This is a genomic window from Enterococcus sp. 9D6_DIV0238 (assembly GCF_002174455.2).
GTDB lineage: Bacteria > Bacillota > Bacilli > Lactobacillales > Enterococcaceae > Enterococcus_L > Enterococcus_L dunnyi.
The window spans coordinates 151,744-175,690 of sequence record NZ_CP147246.1 but is presented as its reverse complement, the minus strand read 5'-3'; the positions used below and the strand labels follow the sequence as shown (position 1 = coordinate 175,690).

21 protein-coding genes are annotated in these 23,947 nt (G+C 37.1%); 10 read left to right on the top strand and 11 right to left on the bottom strand.

Annotated features, from left to right (window positions below; all coding sequences use genetic code 11):
• Nucleotides 1-261: 261 nt before the first annotated feature.
• The 3 genes from A5889_RS00780 (at nucleotide 262) to A5889_RS00770 (ending at nucleotide 3,693) form a co-directional block, all read left to right on the top strand.
• Complete coding sequence (locus tag A5889_RS00780) at nucleotides 262-2,331, top strand: LTA synthase family protein (RefSeq protein WP_087640420.1); 2,070 nt, start codon at nucleotides 262-264, stop codon at nucleotides 2,329-2,331.
• Nucleotides 2,332-2,427: 96 nt separating this feature from the next.
• Nucleotides 2,428-3,129 carry an FtsX-like permease family protein gene (locus A5889_RS00775; RefSeq protein WP_087639982.1) on the top strand — a complete coding sequence of 234 codons (702 nt, stop codon included), beginning with the start codon at nucleotides 2,428-2,430 and terminating at the stop codon, nucleotides 3,127-3,129.
• Between the two features lie 12 nt (nucleotides 3,130-3,141).
• Complete coding sequence (locus tag A5889_RS00770) at nucleotides 3,142-3,693, top strand: hypothetical protein (protein WP_087639981.1); 552 nt, start codon at nucleotides 3,142-3,144, stop codon at nucleotides 3,691-3,693.
• A gap of 120 nt (nucleotides 3,694-3,813) precedes the next feature.
• Here A5889_RS00770 and A5889_RS00765 read toward each other — a convergent pair whose 3' ends face one another.
• Both A5889_RS00765 and A5889_RS00760 read right to left on the bottom strand, forming a co-directional pair.
• On the bottom strand, nucleotides 3,814-5,283 hold the full coding sequence (locus tag A5889_RS00765; protein ID WP_087639980.1) for a sensor histidine kinase: 1,470 nt from the start codon (nucleotides 5,281-5,283) through the stop codon (nucleotides 3,814-3,816).
• Complete coding sequence (locus tag A5889_RS00760) at nucleotides 5,284-6,000, bottom strand: response regulator transcription factor (RefSeq protein WP_087639979.1); 717 nt, start codon at nucleotides 5,998-6,000, stop codon at nucleotides 5,284-5,286.
• A gap of 150 nt (nucleotides 6,001-6,150) precedes the next feature.
• On the opposite strand from A5889_RS00760, the gene A5889_RS00755 reads away from it, so the two are divergent.
• The gene (locus A5889_RS00755; protein ID WP_087639978.1) at nucleotides 6,151-6,924 is read left to right on the top strand and encodes a Cof-type HAD-IIB family hydrolase; all 774 of its coding nucleotides are present in this window, start codon (nucleotides 6,151-6,153) and stop codon (nucleotides 6,922-6,924) included.
• 23 nt (nucleotides 6,925-6,947) lie between these two features.
• Here A5889_RS00755 and A5889_RS00750 read toward each other — a convergent pair whose 3' ends face one another.
• A complete protein-coding gene (locus tag A5889_RS00750; RefSeq protein WP_087639977.1) occupies nucleotides 6,948-7,136 on the bottom strand; it encodes a hypothetical protein in 189 nt (62 codons plus the stop codon).
• Nucleotides 7,137-7,632: 496 nt separating this feature from the next.
• Between A5889_RS00750 and A5889_RS00745 the strand changes: the two genes are divergently transcribed.
• On the top strand, nucleotides 7,633-8,394 hold the full coding sequence (locus A5889_RS00745) for a threonine/serine exporter family protein (RefSeq protein ID WP_087639976.1): 762 nt from the start codon (nucleotides 7,633-7,635) through the stop codon (nucleotides 8,392-8,394).
• 12 nt (nucleotides 8,395-8,406) lie between these two features.
• Entirely contained in the window at nucleotides 8,407-8,862 is a 456-nt protein-coding gene (locus A5889_RS00740; protein ID WP_087639975.1) for a threonine/serine exporter family protein, read from the top strand.
• Nucleotides 8,863-8,876: 14 nt separating this feature from the next.
• Here A5889_RS00740 and A5889_RS00735 read toward each other — a convergent pair whose 3' ends face one another.
• The 5 genes from A5889_RS00735 to A5889_RS00715 form a co-directional block, all read right to left on the bottom strand.
• Entirely contained in the window at nucleotides 8,877-9,659 is a 783-nt protein-coding gene (locus A5889_RS00735; protein WP_087639974.1) for an ABC transporter ATP-binding protein, read from the bottom strand.
• On the bottom strand, nucleotides 9,656-10,543 hold the full coding sequence (locus A5889_RS00730; RefSeq protein WP_087639973.1) for an ABC transporter permease: 888 nt from the start codon (nucleotides 10,541-10,543) through the stop codon (nucleotides 9,656-9,658). Before A5889_RS00730 ends, A5889_RS00735 begins: the two co-directional genes overlap by 4 nt.
• Nucleotides 10,544-10,554: 11 nt before the next feature.
• Complete coding sequence (gene trpX / locus A5889_RS00725; RefSeq protein WP_087639972.1) at nucleotides 10,555-11,544, bottom strand: tryptophan ABC transporter substrate-binding protein; 990 nt, start codon at nucleotides 11,542-11,544, stop codon at nucleotides 10,555-10,557.
• Between the two features lie 324 nt (nucleotides 11,545-11,868).
• A complete protein-coding gene (locus tag A5889_RS00720; protein ID WP_242585293.1) occupies nucleotides 11,869-12,411 on the bottom strand; it encodes a GNAT family N-acetyltransferase in 543 nt (180 codons plus the stop codon).
• 172 nt (nucleotides 12,412-12,583) lie between these two features.
• Nucleotides 12,584-13,261: a hypothetical protein gene (locus tag A5889_RS00715; RefSeq protein WP_087639970.1), complete on the bottom strand. Its 678-nt coding sequence runs from the start codon at nucleotides 13,259-13,261 to the stop codon at nucleotides 12,584-12,586.
• A 201-nt stretch (nucleotides 13,262-13,462) separates the two neighbouring features.
• On the opposite strand from A5889_RS00715, the gene A5889_RS00710 reads away from it, so the two are divergent.
• Together A5889_RS00710 and A5889_RS00705 are read left to right on the top strand one after the other, a co-directional pair.
• Entirely contained in the window at nucleotides 13,463-15,136 is a 1,674-nt protein-coding gene (locus A5889_RS00710; protein WP_087639969.1) for a phosphoenolpyruvate carboxykinase (ATP), read from the top strand.
• A 377-nt stretch (nucleotides 15,137-15,513) separates the two neighbouring features.
• Complete coding sequence (locus A5889_RS00705; RefSeq protein ID WP_087639968.1) at nucleotides 15,514-16,632, top strand: 5-methyltetrahydropteroyltriglutamate--homocysteine S-methyltransferase; 1,119 nt, start codon at nucleotides 15,514-15,516, stop codon at nucleotides 16,630-16,632.
• Nucleotides 16,633-16,712: 80 nt separating this feature from the next.
• Here A5889_RS00705 and A5889_RS00700 read toward each other — a convergent pair whose 3' ends face one another.
• Nucleotides 16,713-17,657 (bottom strand): radical SAM protein, encoded by a 945-nt coding sequence (locus A5889_RS00700; RefSeq protein WP_087639967.1) that lies wholly within the window; start codon nucleotides 17,655-17,657, stop codon nucleotides 16,713-16,715.
• A gap of 203 nt (nucleotides 17,658-17,860) precedes the next feature.
• On the opposite strand from A5889_RS00700, the gene efbA reads away from it, so the two are divergent.
• Nucleotides 17,861-19,567, top strand: a complete 1,707-nt coding sequence (gene efbA, locus A5889_RS00695) for a fibronectin-binding protein EfbA (protein ID WP_087639966.1) — start codon at nucleotides 17,861-17,863, stop codon at nucleotides 19,565-19,567.
• An 81-nt stretch (nucleotides 19,568-19,648) separates the two neighbouring features.
• Here efbA and A5889_RS00690 read toward each other — a convergent pair whose 3' ends face one another.
• Both A5889_RS00690 and A5889_RS00685 read right to left on the bottom strand, forming a co-directional pair.
• Nucleotides 19,649-21,460 carry a penicillin-binding transpeptidase domain-containing protein gene (locus A5889_RS00690; protein WP_087639965.1) on the bottom strand — a complete coding sequence of 604 codons (1,812 nt, stop codon included), beginning with the start codon at nucleotides 21,458-21,460 and terminating at the stop codon, nucleotides 19,649-19,651.
• Between the two features lie 230 nt (nucleotides 21,461-21,690).
• Nucleotides 21,691-23,139 carry a DEAD/DEAH box helicase gene (locus A5889_RS00685; RefSeq protein WP_087639964.1) on the bottom strand — a complete coding sequence of 483 codons (1,449 nt, stop codon included), beginning with the start codon at nucleotides 23,137-23,139 and terminating at the stop codon, nucleotides 21,691-21,693.
• Between the two features lie 137 nt (nucleotides 23,140-23,276).
• Between A5889_RS00685 and A5889_RS00680 the strand changes: the two genes are divergently transcribed.
• Nucleotides 23,277-23,903: a DUF998 domain-containing protein gene (locus A5889_RS00680; RefSeq protein ID WP_176372771.1), complete on the top strand. Its 627-nt coding sequence runs from the start codon at nucleotides 23,277-23,279 to the stop codon at nucleotides 23,901-23,903.
• Nucleotides 23,904-23,947: the final 44 nt, after the last annotated feature.

Genomic DNA, 23,947 nt, shown 5'->3' with positions numbered 1-23,947 from the left:
ATCGTTTTTATCCCTCTTTGACTGAAGATGAGCTAATTTCTACTGCTTCTTTTTTAAAGAAAAGTAAAATTTCATTAACAATCCGCTCCCAATTCTTGATTTAAATTGACAGGGCTTGAGGAACAGAGTAAAATTAATGCTGTATATGTAAAGCTTGTGAAAACTTTTCATTGGCTTTCTCTTAGATTTGATCGTAGAAAGGATTCGTTCACTTTGAATATTTTAAAAAAAATACATACACCTAAATTTTTAGATACCCGTATGGGACTGTTTCTCTTTATAGGTGTCCTGATTTGGATGAAGTCGATTTTTGCTTATGTTGTCGATTTTCATCTTCGTATCGAAAATGCTTTCGAATATTTTATTCTCTTTATCAATCCAATTGCTTCAACTTTTTTCTTGTTGGCAATTGCTTTGTATGTGAGAAGAAAAAGAGCTTCCTATATCACTATGATGGTGATTTATTTCCTAGTTAGCCTGCTTCTTTTCTCAAATGTTACTTATTATAGAGAATTTACTGATTTTATCACTGTTAATACTATGCTTGGTGCCGGAAAAGTTGCCAGCGGTCTTGGTGAAAGTGCATTGCGTCTTTTCAGACCTTATGATGTGATTTACTGGCTCGACTTTATTATCGTTGGTATTTTATTACTGACGAAAACAATCAAAATGGATGAACGTCCAGTTAGAGCTAGAGTTGCTCTTTCTATGAGTTTATTATCTGCTTTGTTCTTTGCTGCAAACTTAACTTTAGCGGAAACTGCAAGACCACAATTATTAGGTCGTCAGTTTTCTCGTGATTATATCGTGAAATTTTTAGGCTTGAATGCTTTTACTGTTTATGATGGTGTCACAACGTATCAGACGAACCAAGTACGAGCAGAAGCAAGCGAGAACGACATGGATACAGTTTCTGACTATGTTAAAGGTCATTATGCTGAGCCTAATCCAGAAACATTCGGAATTGCCAAAGGAAAAAATGTGATTTATATCCATTTAGAAAGCTTCCAACAATTCCTGATCGATTACAAGTTAAAAGATGAAAATGGTGTCGATCATGAAGTTACTCCATTCCTTAACAGTATTTTCCATAATAATAGTACGTATAGTTTCGACAATTTTTTCCATCAAGTAGGACAAGGAAAAACGAGTGATGCTGAAACGATGTTTGAAAATTCATTATTCGGTTTAGATCAAGGATCATTGTTCACTCAAGTCGGCGGAAAAAATACATTCGAAGCTGCTCCAGCAATTCTAGATCAAGAAGCTGGTTATACTAGTGCTGTTTTCCACGGAAATGCCGGTAATTTCTGGAATCGTAACGAAACTTATAAGCATTTAGGGTATGATTACTTTTTCGATGCTAGTTATTATGATGTTAACGAAGATAACTCTTTTCAATACGGATTGCATGATAAACCATTTTTCAACCAGTCCGTTCAATATTTAGAGCATTTACAACAACCATTTTATTCTAAGTTTATCGCTGTTTCTAATCATTATCCTTATTCTCAATTTACAAATGATGAAGCAGGATTCCCGATTGCAAATACGTCAGATGAAACAATCAACGGCTACTTTGCTACAGCGAATTACCTTGACAAATCTGTTGAAGAATTTTTCAATTATTTAAAAGCATCTGGATTATATGATAATTCAGTGATCGTACTTTACGGCGACCATTATGGTGTTTCGACTTCACGTAATAAAAATTTAGCTGAACTCGTTGGTAAAACAAAATCTACCTGGAATGATTTTGACAATTCAACAATGCAGCGTGTACCATATATGATTCATATTCCAGGTCAAACAAATGGCGGGATCAATCATACGTACGGTGGTCAAATCGATGCACTCCCTACCCTACTTCACTTGCTGGGTATTGATACAAAGAATTATATTCAAATGGGACAAGATCTATTCTCCAAACAAAATGAACAGCTGGTTGCGTTTAGAAATGGTAACTATGTTTCACCTAAATATACGATGTTAGGTTCTAATATCTATGATACAGCAACTGGTCTATTGATCAGTGAACCAACTGAACAACAACTGCAGGAAACGAAAGCGTTAAAAGACAAAGTAAGCTTACAGCTTGAGATGTCTGATCAAACGACGAACGGTGATCTTCTTCGCTTCTATACAAACAGCGGTTTGACGCCGGTAAATCCTGATAATTACAATTATAAAGATCAGCTGGAACAAATGAAAAAAATCGAATCTAAAAAAGGGAAATCATCAACGAGTGTCTACAGCAAAAATAACAACACATCCACCGTTGATAAATACCACACAGAATCCTACCAGGATTACCAAAAAGCAAATAAATAGTCATGAAAGCTTGAGTAATTACTCAAGCTTTTTTATACCTTTTTCATAGATTATTCATATTCTTATTTTATACTTGTTCCTGTGAGGTGAATCTATTTGAAAAACATTCGTTACGCCTATGCCAGTGTTTCCTATCATAAAAAAACATCCTTTAGTCTTGGACTTTTTTCTGGACTTTTTCTCGTACTATCGACAAGCATTTTGAACCTCATCGATTTAGAAAACACATTTTATCAACAAGTAAAGGATTTGGCGAATCTATCTGATTACTTAAAAAACCATCAGAAATTTATTCACCTATTCTTAGTGATGTACATAGTACTCTTAGTCGTTGCATTGTTTATTATCAGCCTTTTACTTTTTTCGACTCTTCGGTTAAAAAGACAAGACATGTTAAAATGGCGGATCATGGGATTTAAACGTTCTTTTATCATCAAGCAAGCTGTCTTAGAAACGCTGATTCCATTGATGATCGGGATTTTTTTCGCGGCTTTTGCTTTATTAGTTTGCCAGCATACCTATGAGTTTCTTTTGATCAGGATAAAACCTATATTAGCTGCTCAATTTGGAATTGAACGGGTTACGTTTTTTTCTCCGAATTTTGTTGTTGAAAGCACACCAAATCAAGTAATGACTGCTAATGGCAATACTACCTTTATTTCATTAGGCATCACCAATCTGCCTATTTCTGTCATATTCAAAGCTTTTCTAAAAAATTGTTTGATTCTTACTGGTACAACTACACTAGTAACATCGATTTCTACCTATTCATTTTTGAAAAAAAGAATTCAGTATTAAGGACGTGAATAAATGGATTTTTCTTTACAAAATTTCTGGACGCAAGAGCGTTTCAATGAATTATTTCAGGAACAACATATGACAGTCATTTTAGAAGATCAAAGCCGTATTCAAGCTGATTTTTTCTTTCTTATCGATAAGACATTTGATTTAAAACAAACGATGGCGATCGGTTTTATTCTATCTGAAAATACGTTTCTCCCTTATCTCTCGATTCGTGATAATCTATTTCTTGGTACATCGATCAAAGAGAAAAATAAAAAGCCTCTGCTAATAGAACAGCTTAGTTATGTTGGCTTAACACACGATGTACTGATTAAATCTGAATCTGATTTAAACACATTAGAAGTAATCAAGCTCCAATTAGTTCAACTGCTATTGCTTGATAAAGACATCATCATCATTGATGATATCTTCCAAAAATTATCAATTGGACAGCGGCAAGAGCTACTTCCATTGCTGCAAAAAATCGCTAAAGAAAAGAAAAAAGCGATTTTAGTATTGACTAACGACATTCAGATTGCAGAAAGTCCTTATATGGATAAAATCATTCATACAGCATAAAAAAGGTTTGGCGGCCCCTCTATGAGCGGATACTGCCAAACCTTTTTATAGCGATTAAATAAGCTGGGTAAAGAGAACAATCATCTTCACCCAGCTTATTCTTGTTATTATCCTCTTTCCTTACTCTTCGTCTTGAATTTCAACATCCGGGAATGAAATTGTAAAGCTTGTTCCTTTCCCCTCTTTACTTTCAACGTTGATCTTCCCTTTATGCAGTCTCACTAGCTGCTGAACGATAGACAATCCTAAACCAGATTCTCCATATTTCGTGTTTTTCCTAGATGGATCGACCTTATAGTAGCGATCCCAAATATTTTGTACTTGGTCTTCTGACATTCCAATTCCTGTGTCAGTAATCGTCACGATCGTTTCCAAATAACCTTTTTGTAAATGAACACGGATTTCTCCGTCTTGAGTAAATTGTATCGCGTTTTGCAGGATATTGACCATTATCTGAACGAAGCGATCATAGTCAGCATAAACGTCAATAGGTTCGTGTGTTTCAAGAATCAAGCGATCATTAGCAGATTCTGCTTTCACTTCTAATTGTGTTAAAATATTTTCCAGTGTCTCTGTAGCATCGAATTTTTTCACAACAATGCTGATTTGATTCGTTCTGATTTTCTCATAGTCTAGATTCTCATTGACTAATCGTATCAGACGAGAGGTTTCATTTTGCATCAATTTAATAGCATTAGCCCGTTGATTTTCAGGTATTGCGTCATACTGGAGTCCTTCTAACAAACCATTGATCGTTGTTAAAGGAGTTCTCATTTCATGAGAGGCATCGGCCATAAATTGGCGGCGGCGTTCTTCTTGACGATCGATTTCTTCCCTTGATTCTTTTAGTGACTCAGCCATCTTGTTGAAATCTTCTGCTAAGTCATCAAATTCATCTTTGTCATGGGTTGCTAATTTTACATCAAAGTTTCCACTGGTTATTTCTTTTGTAGCTTTCCTCATTCGATTGATCCGTTTAACTTGGAAACTCGCAAAGAAATAGCTCAAAATCAAGCCCACTATACTAGATATGATAAAACCCTTGAATAAATTCGATGTAATAGCATCCATACTATCAGACACGTTTTTTGCTGGTTGGGTAACCACTAACGCGCCAATGATCGTATTTTGTTGCGACTGAATATCGGTCATCGTCACAGGCAGCATAACGTAGGAGGAGACGTTCTTGTTTCCGTAAATATCTTTATCTACTGTGGCAAACTCCTGTTGTCCTTGCATCAATCCATCCCAGTTAGCTTTGATCACTGTATCGTCTAGCTTTTTTTCAGGATTAAGTGGGTATTGAACATTCATATTCGTATCATAAAAAACGAATTGAACATCCTGATTGCTTAAAAAGCCTTCAAACAGATGAAAGGAGGCATTCCACGTATCCTGATCTGTCATCCCTGGGGCTCTATTGATCGAGTCTTTCGCCTGCCATGCTGATTTGGCATAGCCTTGTAATTGTTCATAATTCGTATCCTGTAAGGTTTTTTTCGTTAATTGCGTAAAAGATGTCCCCACGATCAAAATGATTAAAATGATCACACCCCAAAAAGCGAGTAATTGCTGATGTAAATATTTCATCTAAGCAACTCCAGAATCATCAAATTTATACCCTACGCCCCAAACCGTTTGAATAACTTGCGGTCCCACTTTTTCAATCTTTTGACGCAACTTTTTGATATGAGCATCAACTGTTCGCTCATCTCCAAAATATTGATAATCCCAAACCATTTCTAGTAGTTGCTCACGGGAAAAGACCTGTCTTGGTTTTTTTGCAAGTGTATACAGTAAATCAAATTCTTTCGGTGTCAAACCGTCGATCGGTTTATTATCAAGATAAGCTTCCCTAGTTTTTGTATTCATTTTGAAATGTTCTGTTGTTACATCAAACTTTTCATCTGAAGGTTCAGAGCTATCAACATGCTCTCCGATCTCAGAACGACGATGAAGAGCTTTGATACGAGCGATCAAGGTCAACGGACTGAACGGCTTAGTCACATAATCATCTGCGCCCATCTCAAGCCCTATCACCTGATCACTTTCAGAATCTCTGGCAGTCAGCATAATGATCGGTACAGTATTTGATACCTTGCGAACTTCACGGCACACTGACATTCCATCCATCGTTGGTAGATTCAGATCCAGTGTGATCATATCCCACTTCTCCGGCGCTTCTAAAAAGGTATCCAATCCTTCTTTGCCGTCATATTTGAAAGTTGCTTCCCAACCTTCGTTCAAAAAGAACATTTGCATCATTTCTGATACAGATTCATTATCTTCGATCATTAATACATTCATTTATATACCGCCTCTTTTCTTCATAGTTAACGTCAGTAATATTATACTCTAAAAATCGCTAAGCTCCAATAACTTCTATCTTTCTTCAAAAAAGCTTTGTCTTTTTTTCAATCTTTGATAAGATTAAGCATGAAAGGACGTTGAAAATTTATGGAAAAGATTCAAGCAGTTGCTTTTTTTGATTTAGACGGCACATTACTGAACGAAAAATCTGAAATTACTTCTGAGATCTCAACCGCTATCCAGGCATTGAAAGATAATCAAGTATTACCTTTGATCGCTACTGGTCGGACGATAGTAGAGATCGAGCATATCATGAAAGATAGCGGGATCGATTCTGCTATTGTGATGAATGGTCAATTGATCCAAGTTGAAGGAAAGAAAGTGTATTCAAATGAGTTTACACCGGAAGAAGTTGCTAAGATGCAAAAACATGTCAAACAGCAAGGACACGAGATTTCTTATTATAATGATCGCCATATTTGGTGTTCAGGACACAACGAAATCGTTTCAAATGCCTATGCTTTCATTCATTCAAAACCACCTATGATCGATCCTTTTAACACTGAAAATAAGACTGTTAATATGATGTTAGTACTCTCAGAAGATGGCGATGAACATTATTTGGAACACTTCCCTGAGATGACGTTTTACCGAAATGGTCCCTACTCTATTGATACAGTCAGAAAAGGTGTTTCAAAAGGTTCTGGTGTTCAAAATCTATTCAAAAGTCTTGATCTTCCAAAAGTTCCGACATTTGCTTTTGGGGATGGCATCAACGACCTTGCGTTGTTTGAAGCATGTGATAATAAAATTGCGATGGGCAATGCTCGAGCTGAGTTGAAAGAACGCTCAAGTTATATCACAAAGAAAAATACGGATGGCGGTATTGTTCATGCTTTGAAGCATTTTGATTTGATTTGATCAAAAATAAAAATCCCACTTCTTTATTTAGAAGATGGGATTTCTTTTTTTTGTCTTTTTTGATGAACACAGATAACTGTTCCTGTCACTTGTACCAATAAAAGCACCGCTAAAAAAATACTTAAAGCAATATGCCCTCGTTCAAACGTTTTTACTAACAATACAAGTAAAATGAAGCTGCTTATTGAATACAGTGACCATTGTTTATCCATAATATCTAGACCCCTTTGGTTTGTTAAGATAAGGATAGGACTTTTACTGAGAAAAAGCAAGGATGTTTTGACTATCTGAGAGTTTTCCTCTGTTTTTTTAGTATATCTTTATAATTCTAAGCAAAATTTAAAGAATGGATCAGAAATACGATTATTTTTTATCTTAGAGTAGATTTCATAGCGTATACTCCTTATAAAAAGAACGATCTTATGGATGAAAGAAAGCAATCTCTTTAGTGTCAGCTCCGAATTATCACAGGTTTATTGACGTCTTTGCTCTGCCCTATATTGATCAGTAGTTTTTTTTGATAACTTATCTCAGAAAATTTTGTTATACACATTCGCTCACAAAAAATTTCACACTCTTTTTAGAGTATAGCGGAAATATGCTTTAAAGGTGTAAACATTTTTATTTCTAATCACTCAGTGATTTCAAACTTTCAGAAAAAGTGATACACTGTTTCTATCGCCTATCTTACTTCAAGGAGTTTTTTGAATGAAAGAATCAAAACAAAAAAATTTACAACTCATTTTAGATACTTGCTTATTAGCTGGAAAAATAATGACAGAAAGTGGTTCTGAAGTGTATCGTGTGGAAGATACAATGAACCGCATCGCAGAAAATGCTGGTCAAAAAGAAAGTGTTAGCTACGTAACTGCTACAGGTCTTTTTATGGGGTTTCGCTCGAGTAATTTTACGCAATTAGAAAATGTGACTGAACGCAGTATCAATTTGGAAAAAGTGGCCATTGTCAATAATCTTTCTCGACAGTTCGCTAACCAAGAAATTTCTCTAGCTGAGCTTAACCATAAATTAGTCAATATCGACACTGAAGCACCAACATATTCGATGACGCTGCAAATTTTTGCAGCCGGTATTGTCAGTTGCACCTTGATGTATATTTTTGGTGGGAGTTGGGATGATTTTCTAGCTACATTCTTTATTGGTATGATTGGCTTTAGTGTAGCTCACTTCACAAAGGAGTGGCTCCGCATTAAATTCTTAGATGACTTTCTGGCTTCTTTTACAATTGGTCTGCTCGCATATTTTGCAGTGACCTTCCATCTAGCTGGTAATGTCGATAACATCATTATTGGTGCTGTGATGCCATTGGTTCCTGGTGTGGCGATCACAAATTCATTCAGAGACATTTTAGCTGGACATCTGTTAAGCGGAACAGCACGGGCAACAGAAGCGATATTTATTGCAGGTTCGATCGGTATCGGCATTGCGATCGTTTTCAAACTATTTATGTAAGGAGAAATTATTTTGGAAATTGTGATTCATTGTCTTTTTAGTTATTTAAGCACCATTACATTTGGAATCGTGACGAATGTCCCAAGAAAATTGCTAAATGCTTGCGGAATCACTGGTACTGTTGGCTGGATGATTTTTTGGTCAACTAAAAACCTGGAGGCCGGAGCGATTTTTGCAAATTTTCTCGGCGCCATTGGTATCGGTTTGATGAGCATCTTTTTTTCACGACGGAAGAAAATGCCAATGACTATCTTTAATATCCCCAGCCTTGTTCCGCTAGTTCCAGGCGGTCCGGCTTATCAAGCAGTTCGCAGTATCGTTTTAGGTGACTACGTCAACGGCATGCATTTCATTATCAAAGTGATCATGACTGCTGGAGCGATCGCAGCTGGTTTCATGGTCACAGGAATCGTAGAACGTCTGTTAAAAAATATTTTAGATAAAAAAGAAGTCAAGACTAATCGATAGTCTTGACTTCTTTCTTAATCTACTGACAGCTCTGCTTCTTCTTCAAAAAACAGCAATAAATCTTGTAGGGTCAGTTTTTCCTTCTCGCTTTTATTCAAGTCTTTAATAATTCGACCTTTTTGTAAGACGATCAGCCGATTGCCATATTCTAACGCATCTTCCATTCGGTGAGTGATCATTAAACAAGTCAAATCAGCTTCTTTGATTCGTTGATCGGTTAGATGCATCAATTGTTTTGACGTTTTAGGATCTAAAGCTGCTGTATGTTCATCTAACAATAGCAACTCTGGTTTAGTCAATGTCGCCATCAGCAAGCTCAATGCTTGTCTTTGCCCGCCAGAAAGATTGCCAGTTGGGGTATCCAAATGATTTTCCAGTCCATTTCCTACTTCACTGCAGATTTTTGTAAAAAATGTTCGCTGCTCACTGATTTTTCTTAAGCGTAAGCTTCTTTTTTGTCCTCGGTACATTGCCAAAAGTAGATTTTCTGCAACAGTCATTCGTGGTGCTGTTCCCATTTTAGGATCTTGAAAAACGCGGGAGAAAAAAGTTGCCCGTTTTTCTTCAGAATAATTCGTGATTTTTTGTTGATTGATAAACAAGTCACCTTCACTTAGAGACAATGTTCCAGCGATGCTGTTGAACAGCGTGCTTTTACCAGCCCCATTTCCACCTAAAACAGTGACAAATTCACCTTTTTCAATCGTTAGATTCACATTATTCAAAATGATCTTTGTTTCATTTAGACCATTATCGATTCTTTTAGTCGCATGTTTCAATTCAAGTACAGTACTCATTTTTCAGCCTCCTTCTCAGGTAGAAAGTGAAGATTCAATGCTTTTTTCAACTGCGGTATCATTAAACAAACTGCTAAAATCACAGCAGAGAATATTTTCAAATAGGTCGTATCAAAGCCTAATTTGATCACAGCTAAAATCAATAATTGATAAATGATGCTACCTACAACGATCGCGACCAAACGCTCTGCAAATGTCAACTCACCAAAAAGCACCTCGCCAATAATGATCGATGCAAGTCCAATGACGATCACGCCTGTTCCCTTATTGACATCCGCATAGCCATCATTCTGGGCAATCAGCGCCCCTGATAATGCGATCACGCCATTTGATAACGTTAAACCTAAAATTTTCATTGAATCTGTTTTGATGCCAAGTGAACGAGCCATATGTTCATTGTCTCCTGTAGCAATATAGGCCTGTCCTAGATTCGTATTGAAGAAAAAAAGTAATAAACTAATGATGATCACAAGAAAAATCACACCTAGAAAAACGATATCGTAATAATTCGGTAAATCAAATTGTAAAAAGAAATCCTGAATTTTTGGCTTATTTAATAATGATAGATTGGGTGTCTGCATGACATACAAAATCACTGAATTTAGTCCTGACATCACTAATATTCCAGCTAAAATCACTGGTATTTTTCCTTTTGTGAATAGCAATCCTGTGACCAATCCAGCGCACATACCAGCTAAAACACCTAATAATGTCGCAAAAACTGGATGGATCCCTGAAGTGATAGCAGTCACACAAACCGCTCCGCCTAATGGAAATGACCCTTCTGTTGTCATATCCGGAAAATTTAAAATTCGATAGGTCATAAAAATACCTAACCCTAAGATTGCCCATAGCATCCCTTGTCCAATTGCTGAAACGATCATTTCTTCCACTCCTATTCTACGATTTTAGCTTTTTCTCGAATGTTTTCAGGAATTTTGATTCCTAATTTGTCTGCTTGTTTTTGGTTGATAATGATATCACCTGAATCAAAAGTATAAATCGGCGTCGTTGCCGGCTGTGATTTTCCTGAAAGAATCGCAGCTGCCATTTTCCCAGTTTGAACACCAAGATCAAATTGATTGATTCCTACAGTCGCGACTCCTCCTTGTTCGACCATTGTATCCACAGAAGGGAAAATCGGCACTTTCGCTTTGTCTGCTTCATTCACAACGGTTTGCATCGCATTAGCAATTGTGTTATCTGTCGGAATATAGATCATATCCACTTCACTAGCCATCACTTGAACCGTTTGCGCAATTTCATTACTTGATGGCACAGCATATGTTTTGACTGTCATGCCTTTTTTCTCTGCAACTTTCTTTGCTTCCTCGACTTGGTATTTAGAGTTTTCTTCGGATGAAGCGTATAAGATACCTACTTTTTTATTGTTCGGCACTAATTTTGCGATCAAGTCAAACTGAGCATCAACAGGAGACTTATCACTGACACCTGTAATATTCCCTCCTGGTTTTTCATTGCTTTTGACCAAACCTGCACTCACTGGATCAGTGATCGCTCCCAGAATGATCGGACGCTCAGAAGTTGTATTTGCCAATGCTTGTGCGGCTGGTGTCGCTATGCCGATCAGGACATCTGATTTTTTCTCCTGCACTAGCTGTTGACTCATTGTCGCAAGTTTACTTTGATCAGCTTGTCCGTTTTGAAAAACCAATGTCATATTTTTGCCATCTTCATAACCTTCTTCTTTCAGTCCCGCTTGGATACCTTTATAAATTTGGTCTAATGCAGGATGGCTCACAAATTGAAGCACACCAACTGTAGGTAATTTTTCTTTTTGCGTTTCTCTTTTTTCTATAAAAAATGACCCAATCAAAAAGATAATAATGGCAGCTACTACAAATGATAAACGATTTTTTCTCATTTTTTCTCCTCCTAAATTGAAATTTTCTAAACAAAAAAACAACAGCAAGTCCTAAAAAGGAGCGGCCGTTGTTTTAAACAAAAACCGCATAGATCAAACATCTATGCGGTCAGAAATCATTTTTAATAAACCGACATAGATACAAACTTTAGAAAAAATTCTAATTCGTTGTATCTATGAGAGCACCATACATACAACTATCTACGCCAGTTTTGCCATGAGTTATTCAATTGGTTGTTTGGTGTGGATAGCTTCATCATGTAATCACTCCTATAGTTTTTCTGTTAAATGTAGTCTACACTACTTATGATTTATTCGTCAAGGTCAAAAAACGTTAAATTGAATTTTTTTTTTTCGTAAATGCTGATTTTTCAGGCGCTTTCGATAGCTCCAACTATCCTTTTGTTTCTTGTATGGATAAAAGTTTAAATGGGTGAACATTTTTTGCGACGGTTCATTCCAGTTGAAAATCTCACTTACCGTGATTCGTTCTCTACCAAGTTTTTTTGCTTTATAGATAAAGTATTTGGTAACCATACGACCGATATGACGATTTTGAAATGCCTGATCGATGACAATTGCATAATCATCCTCTGCCAGCCAGACATCTCCGATCGTTTGAAAGCAATCGCCATCACGATATTCAATGTAGTAAAGAAATCCATGCTCATTTTGCCAATGATACATTTGCTTTATCTGCTCTTTACTGTAAATCGTTTCTATTCCTACGATATTACGCATATTTTCCGGATCTTGATACCATTTCAATGCTTCATTTCTAAATTTATCAAAAGGACTTAGCCGGATCGATTCATTTATACGGACTTTTTTTAGGCTATTTTGATTGAAAGAGGACTCAGTAGACATCTGAGTCCTCTTTCTTACTAAATCAGTTGCCAACGTCCGCCATTTAATACTTGTCACGTCGATCACTTCTTACATAAACACGCTGCATAGCAGGTTGGATTATCCCAAGCTTCAATAATAGGATCAAAATCAATTCTTTCATCGTAAGCCCTTCTTTCTAGTAGTTACGTCATTATTCTGCAGGAACTTCAGCTTCAGTCGGCTGTTCCTGCACTTGTCCTTGTTCGTCGACTTCTTGCGTTTGTGTCTCTTGTGTTGTCTGAGTTGTTTCAGCAGTTGAATGTGTTGTATTTTCTGCCGGTGTTTGGACCGTTGGCTCCACGCTTGACAATGGCAACTGATTCAAAGCAGGGATCAATGTTGTCTTTATATCTTGACTAGTTTCTAGAGTAAAGCGATTTTTTTCTTTGCCGCTTTCAAAAAAGATCACCGTAGTTTCATCTTTTTTTAGCTTATACTTTTCTTCGATTTTTTCAGCATTATAAACAATTGGGTAGATATAAATACTATGATTGAATGTCTTCATCTGATCCGTATCTTTTAAAACATCGATTACTGCATCATACGTCTTTCCACTCGGAACAGAAAATAAAACCGTCATTGCTGTTTTCTCACTAATTTGCTGATCTGCCGTTTTAGCATCTAAATAATTTGCTTTTTTTGCTAATTTGGTTTGACTCACAATCGATTGAATTTGAGAGGCACGAATATTTGCCTGTACTTTAGGGATCATAAAAAATAAACTAATAATAAATAAAACTGCGATACCAATAATGATAGCTGTCATTTTTTTCTGTTTATTTAAATAATCAATAACATCATCTTTTGCATCAATAAAATTTTTCTTCACTTTACTCTCCCCTTATCACTTCTCTCCTTTATTATACCTTTACTTCTTTTTTTTTCCTAGTATAAAATATTTTCCTGGATTTATTTTAAAAAATTATAATCTAACAACTTAATAAACCAATTATATAATTTTAACGCCATAGTTTTGCAAGCGGTTACTTTGTGATAAAATATACATAAAGAGAAATCAGGAGGGATGATCATGAGTTCTGTAGAAAAGTTGAGCGTCGATCAGATTACGAAAGAAAATCCACTTTTATCCAATTTTCGAAGCATCATTGAAACAAGTTTTTACAGGAATAACGTTCATAAAGTGACTCGATTAAGCGACTGTTATACCTTAGCAAAAAAGGCTTCGGGCACAATTGTCACTGATATTCCAGTCTATCAGCCAGAAAAACTCGAATTACCAGCCGATGCAATGGTCCTAGTCTCAAACGATGGAAAAATAGTCGGCAGAAGTGCGATGGCCAGAAGAATTATCGGTGATCCTGAGGTGGACACTGCCTTTTATAGCGGACTTTTACGTGAAGCAATCTATCAGAGTTCTCAAAAAGATTGTTATCATAGCGAGGTTTATGTCGGACTTTCAGCAGATTTCATGATCAAATGCCACCTTCAACTTCCAAAAGGCTTTGAACACAGTCTTTATGCCTATCTCTTAAATTTCCAATCCACAACGAGTGCTTACCATACGCAATACACTGCTTCGGCTCATTATGAGGAAGGAGATATTTATGTTTATGCCGATCCTACATGGGTGCACCCGGATTTTCCAGATGGTCTAGTATTGATCGATCACAAGCACAATGTTGCTGCTGTTTTGGGACTGCGCTATTTTGGAGAATTGAAAAAGGCTACTTTAACATTAGCTTGGGCGATCGCACATCGAAATGGCTTCATTGCTTGTCATGGTGGGCTAAAACAATATAACTTAGTTGAAAAAAAATATACTATGGCTGTTTTTGGTTTATCAGGTTCAGGTAAATCAACGATTACTTTAGCCGACCATCAAAATCAGCATGATGTGACCGTTCTTCATGATGATGCTTTTATCATATCTAAAAAGAATGGCACCACTACTGCCTTAGAGCCTGCCTATTTCGATAAAACACAAGACTATCCAATGAAAGATCCAAGTATAAACTTTTTTTTAACTGGTCACAATATTGGTGTTACTCTAAATGAACAGCACCAAAAAGTTCTAGTGACTGAAGATATTAGAAACAATAACGGTCGAACAATCAAATCACGGTATGCCACGCCTAATAGAAAGGATCATCTGCCAGAAAAGCTGGATGCTGTTTATTGGATCATGAAAGATGACAGCTTACCGCCGATCGTCAAGATCGATGATCCTGTGTTAGCTGCAATCTTTGGTTTGACCCTAGCGACCAAACGATCGACAGCCGAGAATGTCTTACCTGAGACAGACTTAGATCGATTGGTTATTGAGCCTTTTGCGAATCCTTTCCGTGCTTATCCATTAACAGAAGATTATCATGATTTCAAGGAATTGTTTGAACAGCAAACGGTCGACTGTTACGTTTTAAATACTGGCTATTTTAATGGACAAAAAATCAGCCCGCAGCAAACATTATCCTGCATCGAAGCCGTGATAAACAATACAGAGACATTTCTCCCTTTTGGTCCATTATCTTCAATGAGTTATGCACCAACAGATTCATTGCTTCCTGATTTTCATGATCCAAATTATTTAGTAAAAATCCAAGATAGTTTAAACTATAGGCTTGATTTCATTCAACAACAAAAAAACGAGCGACAAGACGATCCTGTCCTTCCAAATGAAATCGAGTTGTTCATACAGAAATTAATAAACGAGTTAGAAGCTGCCAAAGCAACGATCAGTGAATGAACTATAAACAGCTGTTGACAAACATTTTGACCTAGCCTATACTTTCAGTAATGATAAATAAATTAGAATACGATGAAAAGAAGAGTACTGTTTTTAGAAAATTGATTAGAGAGTCTCGGTAGCTGAAAAGAGATAATTTGCTATTACAGGAAAATGACCTTTTCGTAAGAAGATGTGAGCTGCGGTAAGCATGTTCTGGGTGCGCCCAATATAGTGCAATGGTATTGAAAAATTGATTCTGTACCTGGTTGAGGGAAATCTTGTGAGAGATTTCCAAAATGAAGGTGGTAACGCGAGCATTCGCCCTTTACTTTGAAAAAGTATAGGGTTTTTTTGTATTTTTGAACTTACTAAACTGAAATAATGGAGGAATTATTATGACAAACAACAAACAAAAAATCCCTTTTCGCTATGATATCGTTGGTAGTTTTTTACGTACAGAGCCTTTGAAAGAAGCTCGTCAAGCTTTTGCTGACGGAACGATCTCAAAAGAAAAGCTAACTGAAATCGAAGATCAAGAGATCATCAAATTGATAGAAAAACAAAAAGCAGCAGGGCTTTCAGCTGTAACAGACGGTGAATTTCGTCGTCGCTGGTGGCATTTAGATTTTATTGCAGGGTTGAACGGGATCACTGTTTTTGATTTTGAAACAACTGCTTTTGGAATTACCACTGAAGCTCAAGGGACATTTGTCAGTGGTCCGCTCTCTTTTTCGCAAGACCACCCGTTTCTTGATCATTTTCGTTTTACTCAACGCCATGCAGCACCACTTCTGGCTAAACAAACGATCCCTGGCCCGAATATGATTTTTCTAGACTCATTGATCTTATCCAAACAATATAATGAAAATCCGATCTATGATTCTTTGGCTGCATTCAAACAAGACTTGATCAAAACGTATCAAGATGCGATCCAAGCGTTCTATGATGCAGGCTGTCGATACTTGCAATTGGATGATACCAGTTGGGGCGGGTTGTTTGATGATCGTTTCCGTGAAATGATCAAAGCAAATGGCTTGAATCCAGACCAATTGCTTCAGGATTTTCAGGAAGTAACAGAACAAGCATTAGCTAAAAAGCCAGCCGATTTAGCTGTTACCTTCCATTTTTGTAAAGGGAACTTTCAGTCTCATTGGTTATATAATGGCTCTTATGAAACAATTGCCAAAAACCTCTTTTCGATCCATGCATTCGATGGTTTCTTTTTAGAGTATGACGATGAGCGTTCTGGCGGATTTGAACCATTAGAAAAATTACACGATCAGCGAATCGTTTTAGGCTTGATCACAACAAAAACAGGAAACTTAGAAAGTTCTGAGGCGATTATTGCTCGAATCAAAGAAGCAAGCCAATATGTACCTTTAGAGCAAATTTGCTTGTCTCCGCAATGCGGTTTCGCGTCCACCCACGAAGGAAATCATTTAACAGAAGAAGAGCAGTGGGAAAAAATCGCGCTTGTTAAAACAATCGCTGAAACTGTTTGGACAGATGCATAAACAAAAAAGCAGGAAAAAACGAATTCTTCGTTTTTTCCTGCTTTTTTAGTCGAACCGTATGCTTAATACATTCCTGTTCTCTATCGATTGACTGAACGAGCCATACGATTGATCGTATGGCGCATTCCTCGAATCGCCAATGACATTTCGTAAATATTTTCAGCTGGAGCTAATCCTCCATATCCAGCGTCTCCGATGTGTTGGATGTCTACTCCACAGATCTTATTCAGCAAAGCGATTTGACGAATCGTTTCTTTACTAGCACTTTCTTGACTCGTACCAATCGCTGACATTGTCAATAGATCGTATTTTTTGGCAATAGCGATCGCTGCCTTCATATCTTCTTCAGAGAATCCTTGAACCGTTCCAACCGCCGGTAATAGTAGAATATCTGCCCCTGCTTTAGCGTAAGCTTCAACTGCTTCGGTAGAAACAACTGGTTCATCTGAACCAGCACTGTGCATTTTCCCAGCAATGATCAACCCAGAAAAATTTTCCTTCGCTATTTTTACTGCTTTAGCAATTTCAGCATTTGTCACACCTGTTCCAGGATTTCCTGTTAAACAGATAAAATCAACGCCCATCTCTTCTGCTCGCTGAATCGTTTCTTTAGAGCTTGTACGCCCTTTTGCAATCGTCAGTTTTTCGCTAAACATTTGAGAAGATTCGTCTACAGGCTCTAAATTCACACCCACTGGACGCCCGATCAATTTTTTCAAGATCGGAATTGGGTTGATCTGATTTTCTTCTGGATGCTGCCAGTAGTTCATTACCTCTTCAAGGGACATCCCTGGAATCCCTTGTACGACTGGATTAAAACAATCAAATAAATTCAGTAGAATCAAATCGGCACCAAAAGCCGCTGCTACCTCTGCATTACTGATATCTCCTGCCTGTGGTGATGCAGCTACGACATTCTCTGAAAGGATCGTCCGCCCTTCACTTGCTTTGATGGACTGTTTTAGTTCCTGAGCAGTCATCTTAGCAACATCACTGTAGCTTGCACTGATCAATCTTTTTACCATACTTCTGCCTCCTTATAATAAAAGCCATTTGCTGATTAAAAATTGGTACTCCATTCATTATACTAAACATTTGAAAAATACGCAGACATTTACTGATCCATGTCTAGCCTATTCATTTTTTATGTTTTATTCCTCACTCCTTTATAAATAAAAAGAACTCCGTTATAATGGTACTATTATGTTTATAGAATTGAGGGATGTTTATGTCATTTGATGGCGTATTTACACATACCATGGTTTCGGAATTATCTGATACCTTAGTAACAGGCCGAATTTCTAAAATTCATCAGCCTTATGAAAATGAAATTGTTTTAGTTATACGATCAAAAGGAAAAAATCATAAATTACTTTTATCTGCTCATCCGAGTTATGCGCGAATCCAGCTGACAGACATTGCTTATGCAAATCCTGATACACCGCCTAATTTCGTGATGATGCTGCGTAAGTTTTTGGAAGGAGCGATTTTAGAACAGATCCATCAAGTCGATAACGATCGAGTCGTCCATTTTACTTTTACAAAAAGAGATGAACTAGGTGATTTACAAAATATTGTACTGATCGTTGAATTGATGGGTAGACACAGCACGATCATTTTAATGAATAAAGAAAATGGAAAAATCCTGGATGCAATCAAGCATATCGGCAGTTCACAGAATAGCTATCGTTCCTTACTTCCTGGTGTTGACTATATCGATCCGCCCAAACAGGAATCTCAGAATCCTTTTTCCGCAAGTAAAGAAAAAGTGTTTGCGATTTTATCCCAAGCTTCTGTTTTAGATGGTAAATATCTTCAGTCTCAATTTCAAGGCTTAGGCAGAGATACAGCAGATGAGCTTGCCCATCGATTAAATGAACGGCCAAATGAAAAAATGCTTGTTTGGGAAGCCTTCTGGTTCGATCTTTTAAGTAAGACCACCCCTACTTTGACGATAACTGAGAAAAAAGAGTACTTTACTCCTCTGCCGTTTAAGTCACTTGAAGGAACACAAACGACTTATCGAACCTTAAGTGAATTACTTGATGCTTTTTACGGTGGTAAAGCTGAGAAGGATCGTGTAAAACAGCAAGGTGGAGAACTGATCCACAAACTCGATAATGAGCTGAAACGCAATCAAACAAAAATTCTAAAGCTTCAACAAACATTGGCTGATACTGAACTTGCTGAGAACTACCGCCGAGATGGTGAACTTTTGACGACTTTCATGGCACAAGTTCCTAAAGGAGCTGAATTTGTCGAATTGCCGAATTATTACGAGGAAGACAAGCCATTAAAAATAAAATTGAATCCTGCTTTAAGCCCTAATCAAAATGCCCAAAAATATTTCCAAAAATACCAAAAACTTAAAAACGCCGTTAAAATCGTTCACAGTCAAATTGAACAGGCTACACAAGAAGTCGGTTATTTGGAGTCCGTTTTAGCTCAGTTGGAAATCGCAGGCCCCATGGATATTGATTTGATTCGTGAAGAATTGATTGAACAAGGCTATATCAAAAAACGCGCCGCTAAAAAACAAAAGCAGTCTAAGCAAAGCAAACCAGAAGAATTCTATTCTAGTGATGGTCCATTGATTTTAGTTGGACGTAATAATCTGCAAAACGATCAATTGACTCTCCGTTCTGCTAAAAAAACTGATATTTGGCTACATGCAAAAGATATTCCCGGTTCACACGTGATCATCAAGGATAACGATCCATCTGAAACCACATTACTTGAAGCTGCAATGTTAGCTGCATACTACTCTAAATATCGTTTATCAGCTCAAGTCCCTGTGGATTATGTTCAGGTGAAATACGTGCATAAACCGAATGGTGCTAAACCAGGGTATGTCATATATGAAAATCAAAAAACACTCTATGTTACACCAGAAGAAGATTCAATAAGAAAATTGAAAGAAAACAAAAGTAGTTGATTTTATAGGCTATGACCAAATTTAATCGAACAAAAAGAGGTATAAATTCGCATTGTACGCGAGCTTATACCTCTTTTTGCTTTATTTCTGGGCAACCATTGCCCGTTTGACTAAACTATTGGCTACTTCCGAAATAATGGTATTTGCTGAAGTCCCATTTAATACTGGTCTTTTTAGTGTCATATAAAAAATATATTTAGGATCTTCCGTCGGTGTGATCGTCACAACAGAATGCAAATAATCTTGTTTCTGATATATGCCGTTTTCAAAAAACTCCGCCGTTCCTGTTTTAGCAGATACATTTAGACCATCTATGGCATATTCTTTTCCCATGCCATATTTAGGATCTGTCGTTACATCTTTCATGTATTCCAATACTTTTGAGGCTGTTTCACTTGAAATCGGTGTGCCTGTCACTTGAGGCTCGACCAGCTTTTCTTCCCCATTTGAAGAAACAACACGACTGATGATATTTGGTTTCAACATTTGTCCATTGTTAGCAATCGCTGTGTAGGCCTGTAGCATCTGCAGATGAGTAACGGAAATTCCTTGCCCATAAGAAGTCATTGCTCTATCGACAGTCGTTTTATTCTGTATCTCTCCAGCGGCTTCACCAGATAAACCAAAATTAGTCGACTGTCCAAAACCAAACTTCGTTAAATAGTCTTGCCACAGTTCCGGCATTCGTTCTTGAAGTGTGACCATCCCAACATTACTTGACCACGCTAGCCCTTGCCTAAATGTCATATTCCCTTCGCCCACACCATTATTCCAATCACTGATGGTGGTATCATCCACCTTGATTTTGCCCGAAGTAAACTGTTCATTTTCATCAAATTTATGTTCTTGTAAAGCACTGGCGACCATCATACTTTTCATGGTCGACCCTGGTTCGTAAACTTCCTCCAACAAAATATTGGTCCAACGCGGATTAGGGCCATCCAGTCCTTTTCTTGTATCTAGTTCAAAAGAGGGACGCTGTGATGTCGCTAAAATATTCCCTGTTTTAGCTTCCATAAGTGTTGCCGTCACATGTTCAGGCTGATAAGTATTCACAACATTATCCATGAGTTCTTCTAAATAGAATTGAAGATTGCTATCTAATGTTGTGTAAATATCACTGCCATTTTCCCGTTTGGTTTCTTTTACACTTCCTGGCTTTACATCGCCGAGGGAAGAATTTTTTTCATAGCTTCTTGAACCGTTTTTACCAGCGAGTTGATCATTATAAGCTTCTTCGATCCCCATTACACCTTGCTCATTTCCCAGATCATCTTGTTGCGTGTAGCCAATAAAGTATGAAGCAAAATTGCCAACCTGATAGCTCCGTTTTTTCTCTTCTTTAAAATAAATTCCTGAAATCTTTTGATCATCTAATGCTTCTTGAATTTGTCGTTTCGTTTCAAAGTTCAAATTTTTGCCATTTGTACCAAATTCCACTGTAGTGATTGGTTCTCCGTCCTCGTTCACACTGGGTTTTAACTGTTTTAATGTCATATCTTTATCGATTCCTACCACTTTTTGAAAAATGTCAGCAATGGTATTCCAATCTTTTTCTTGTACATAAAGCTTTTTACCATCTAAATCTGTATAATTTTTATCTAAAATTGCATAGAGAGAAAAAGCACTGGAATCTTCGACTAATACATTCCCATCTTTATCAAAAATCGATCCTCTTTTTGCCTCTAGTGTTTCGTGTACTTCATAAAGTTCTTTCGTTTTCTCAGCCAAAGAATTTCCTGCAACTTTGCCAGTGATCACAATATAAGACAAACGAATGGTAAATAATAAAAAGATCAAAATGATCAAAAATAAAACGATCACACCTACTCGTTTTCGGTTTTTTAGTGTTGAAAGGTTACGACTATTGAAGAATTCTTTGATTTTTTTCATTCTTGTTCTCTCCGTTGGCAGTTTTATGGTGAAATCCGTTTTGACTCAGCATTTTTATTTTAACTCTTTTTCGATGTTATTTTTAGTTCTTCCACTTTTCTTAAGCAAAAATTAGACACTCATTTCTGTCCATTTTTTCAAAGAATTTGTAGAGAATCGAGCATTCGGAATTATGACTAAAAAAAGAGTGCTCCGAACATTTGCCGTTCAAGATCACTCTCATTTTTGCTTTATTTCTTTCTTGCTTTGTGAACCTTGAGTTGCTTCCCTTTGATCGTTCGATCTTTCATTGCTTGAAGGATAATGCTACCTTTCCCATTTAAGATATCAATATAGGTCACATTCTCTTGAATTGTGATGATGCCGATATCTTCAGCAGTGATTCCTTCGATTGAAGTAAGAGTTCCTACAAAGTCCAATGCGCGTAATTTTTTCTTTTTCCCACCGTTAAAATAAAGTTTCATGATATCCTGCTCTAATGCTTTACCTTTTGGCGATTGCAGCACTTGCTTAGTAGTGATTTTCTTCTTAAATGCTCCTCGGCTGCGTGCGACTTGTTTCGCATTTGGTAGACTTATCTGGTTCATTTTAAACCCACCGTATGCTTCTATTTCTTTTTTCAGTTCTTGATCTTTTGCTGTGAAAAAGGTTAACGCAAATCCCTCCTTACCTGCTCGTCCTGTTCTCCCCACTCGATGAATGTAACTTTCTTTTTCATAAGGAGCATCCATATTGATCACATGAGTGATATTCTCAATATCGATCCCTCTTGCTGCAACGTCTGTTGCCACCAAGTAACGAAACCGCTTATTTCTAAAGGCATCCATCACTTCAAAACGATCTTCTTGGATCATTCCCCCATGAATTTTACCAACAGGGTAGCCAGCGTCGACGAGATGATCGTAAGTATTATCTACTTTCTCTTGCGTGTTACAAAAAATGATACATGAGTCAGGATTTTCAACAACTGTCAGTGCTTCTAATGCAGCAAATTTTTCCTCATCAGCAACTGGTAAAAATGCATGTTGGATTTTTGGGACGGTCTTTTCAGTTGCTTCGACTGTTATCATTTTCGGTTCTGATAAATAGTTTTGACTCAATTCTACGATTTTTTCAGGCATTGTTGCAGAAAACAATAATGTTTGTCTTTGCTTCGGCAAAGCCTGAATGATCTCCTTGACTTGTTCGATAAACCCCATATTCAGCATTTCATCCGCTTCATCGATCACTACATAGCGGATCTTGTCAAGGGACAACGTACCTTTCAAAATATGATCAGATACACGACCTGGTGTTCCAACCACAATATGGCTTTTTTGTTTGAGCTCTGACTTTTGCTTGATAAATGATGCTTTACCATATACTGCTGTTGTTTTTACTCGCTTGTACCGTCCAATATTGATTAAATCTTCTTGGACTTGTTGGGCCAACTCTCTTGTTGGTTCGAGAATCAAAGCCTGTGGTTTGTTTTCAAGCCACTCAACTTTTTCACATAAGGGAATACCAAAACTAGCAGTTTTCCCACTGCCAGTCTGCGACTGAACAAGCAAATCTTTTCCAGCCAGAAGCTCTGGAATCACCGCTTGTTGGACGATCGTTGGGTATCTATAGCCTAAATCAGACACTGCTTTTCTTATTTCTTCTTCTAATGGAAAATCTGTAAACTTATTTTTTATCATAAGAACCTCATTCTTTTGTCTAGTCATCTTTTTGATTGTATGTAAAAAAAGATCGTAAGTGTAATGTTTGTTCAGATCAAACATTTTCCGCTACAATGGACTATAGCACAGCTAACTTATATAGAGAAGGTCTTTTTATGAACTTATTGAAAAAATCCGGTTTTTATTTACTGGTCATTGTTGTGATCGCCGAATTAAGCGTTCCCTTTTTTCTTGCTAGATACTATCCTAATTATGACTCTATCACTATGCTGATCAGTGATTTTGGCGAAGAAGGCAGTCCAGTACGACATATGTTTAAACTTTGGCAGCTGATTGATGGTAGTTTGTTTTTACTAACAATTCCTAGTTTTTATCTGCGTTTTAGCCAAACATCTCCCATTCTTAGTAAATGGCTAGGAATAATGATGGCGGTTTTCGCGATCGGTGATTGTATCACAACTGGTATTTTGGATCGTTCAACCAATCCGTTAGAAGCTGGAATTGAATCCTTTGTCCATGATTATGCTTCTGGAGCCGGTTTTACAGCTTTGTTGGCAGCGACTTTTCTGTTGATCCTGCTTTATAAAATGGAAAATAATTCCTTTGTGGTTCGGACATTTACGATGATTTTTATCGTTTCATTATGTTTGCTGCTTCTTTATGCTGCCCCAAAATTGCCTGGGCTAAATACACTGAATATACCTTTTCGCGGCTTATGGCAACGATTGAATCTACTTTTTTTGTATTTGCCGTTCTTTTTCGTTGCTTTGAAAAATCTGTAAATCAATCAATAAAAAAATCATTACTACACTAGAAATAGCTAGTG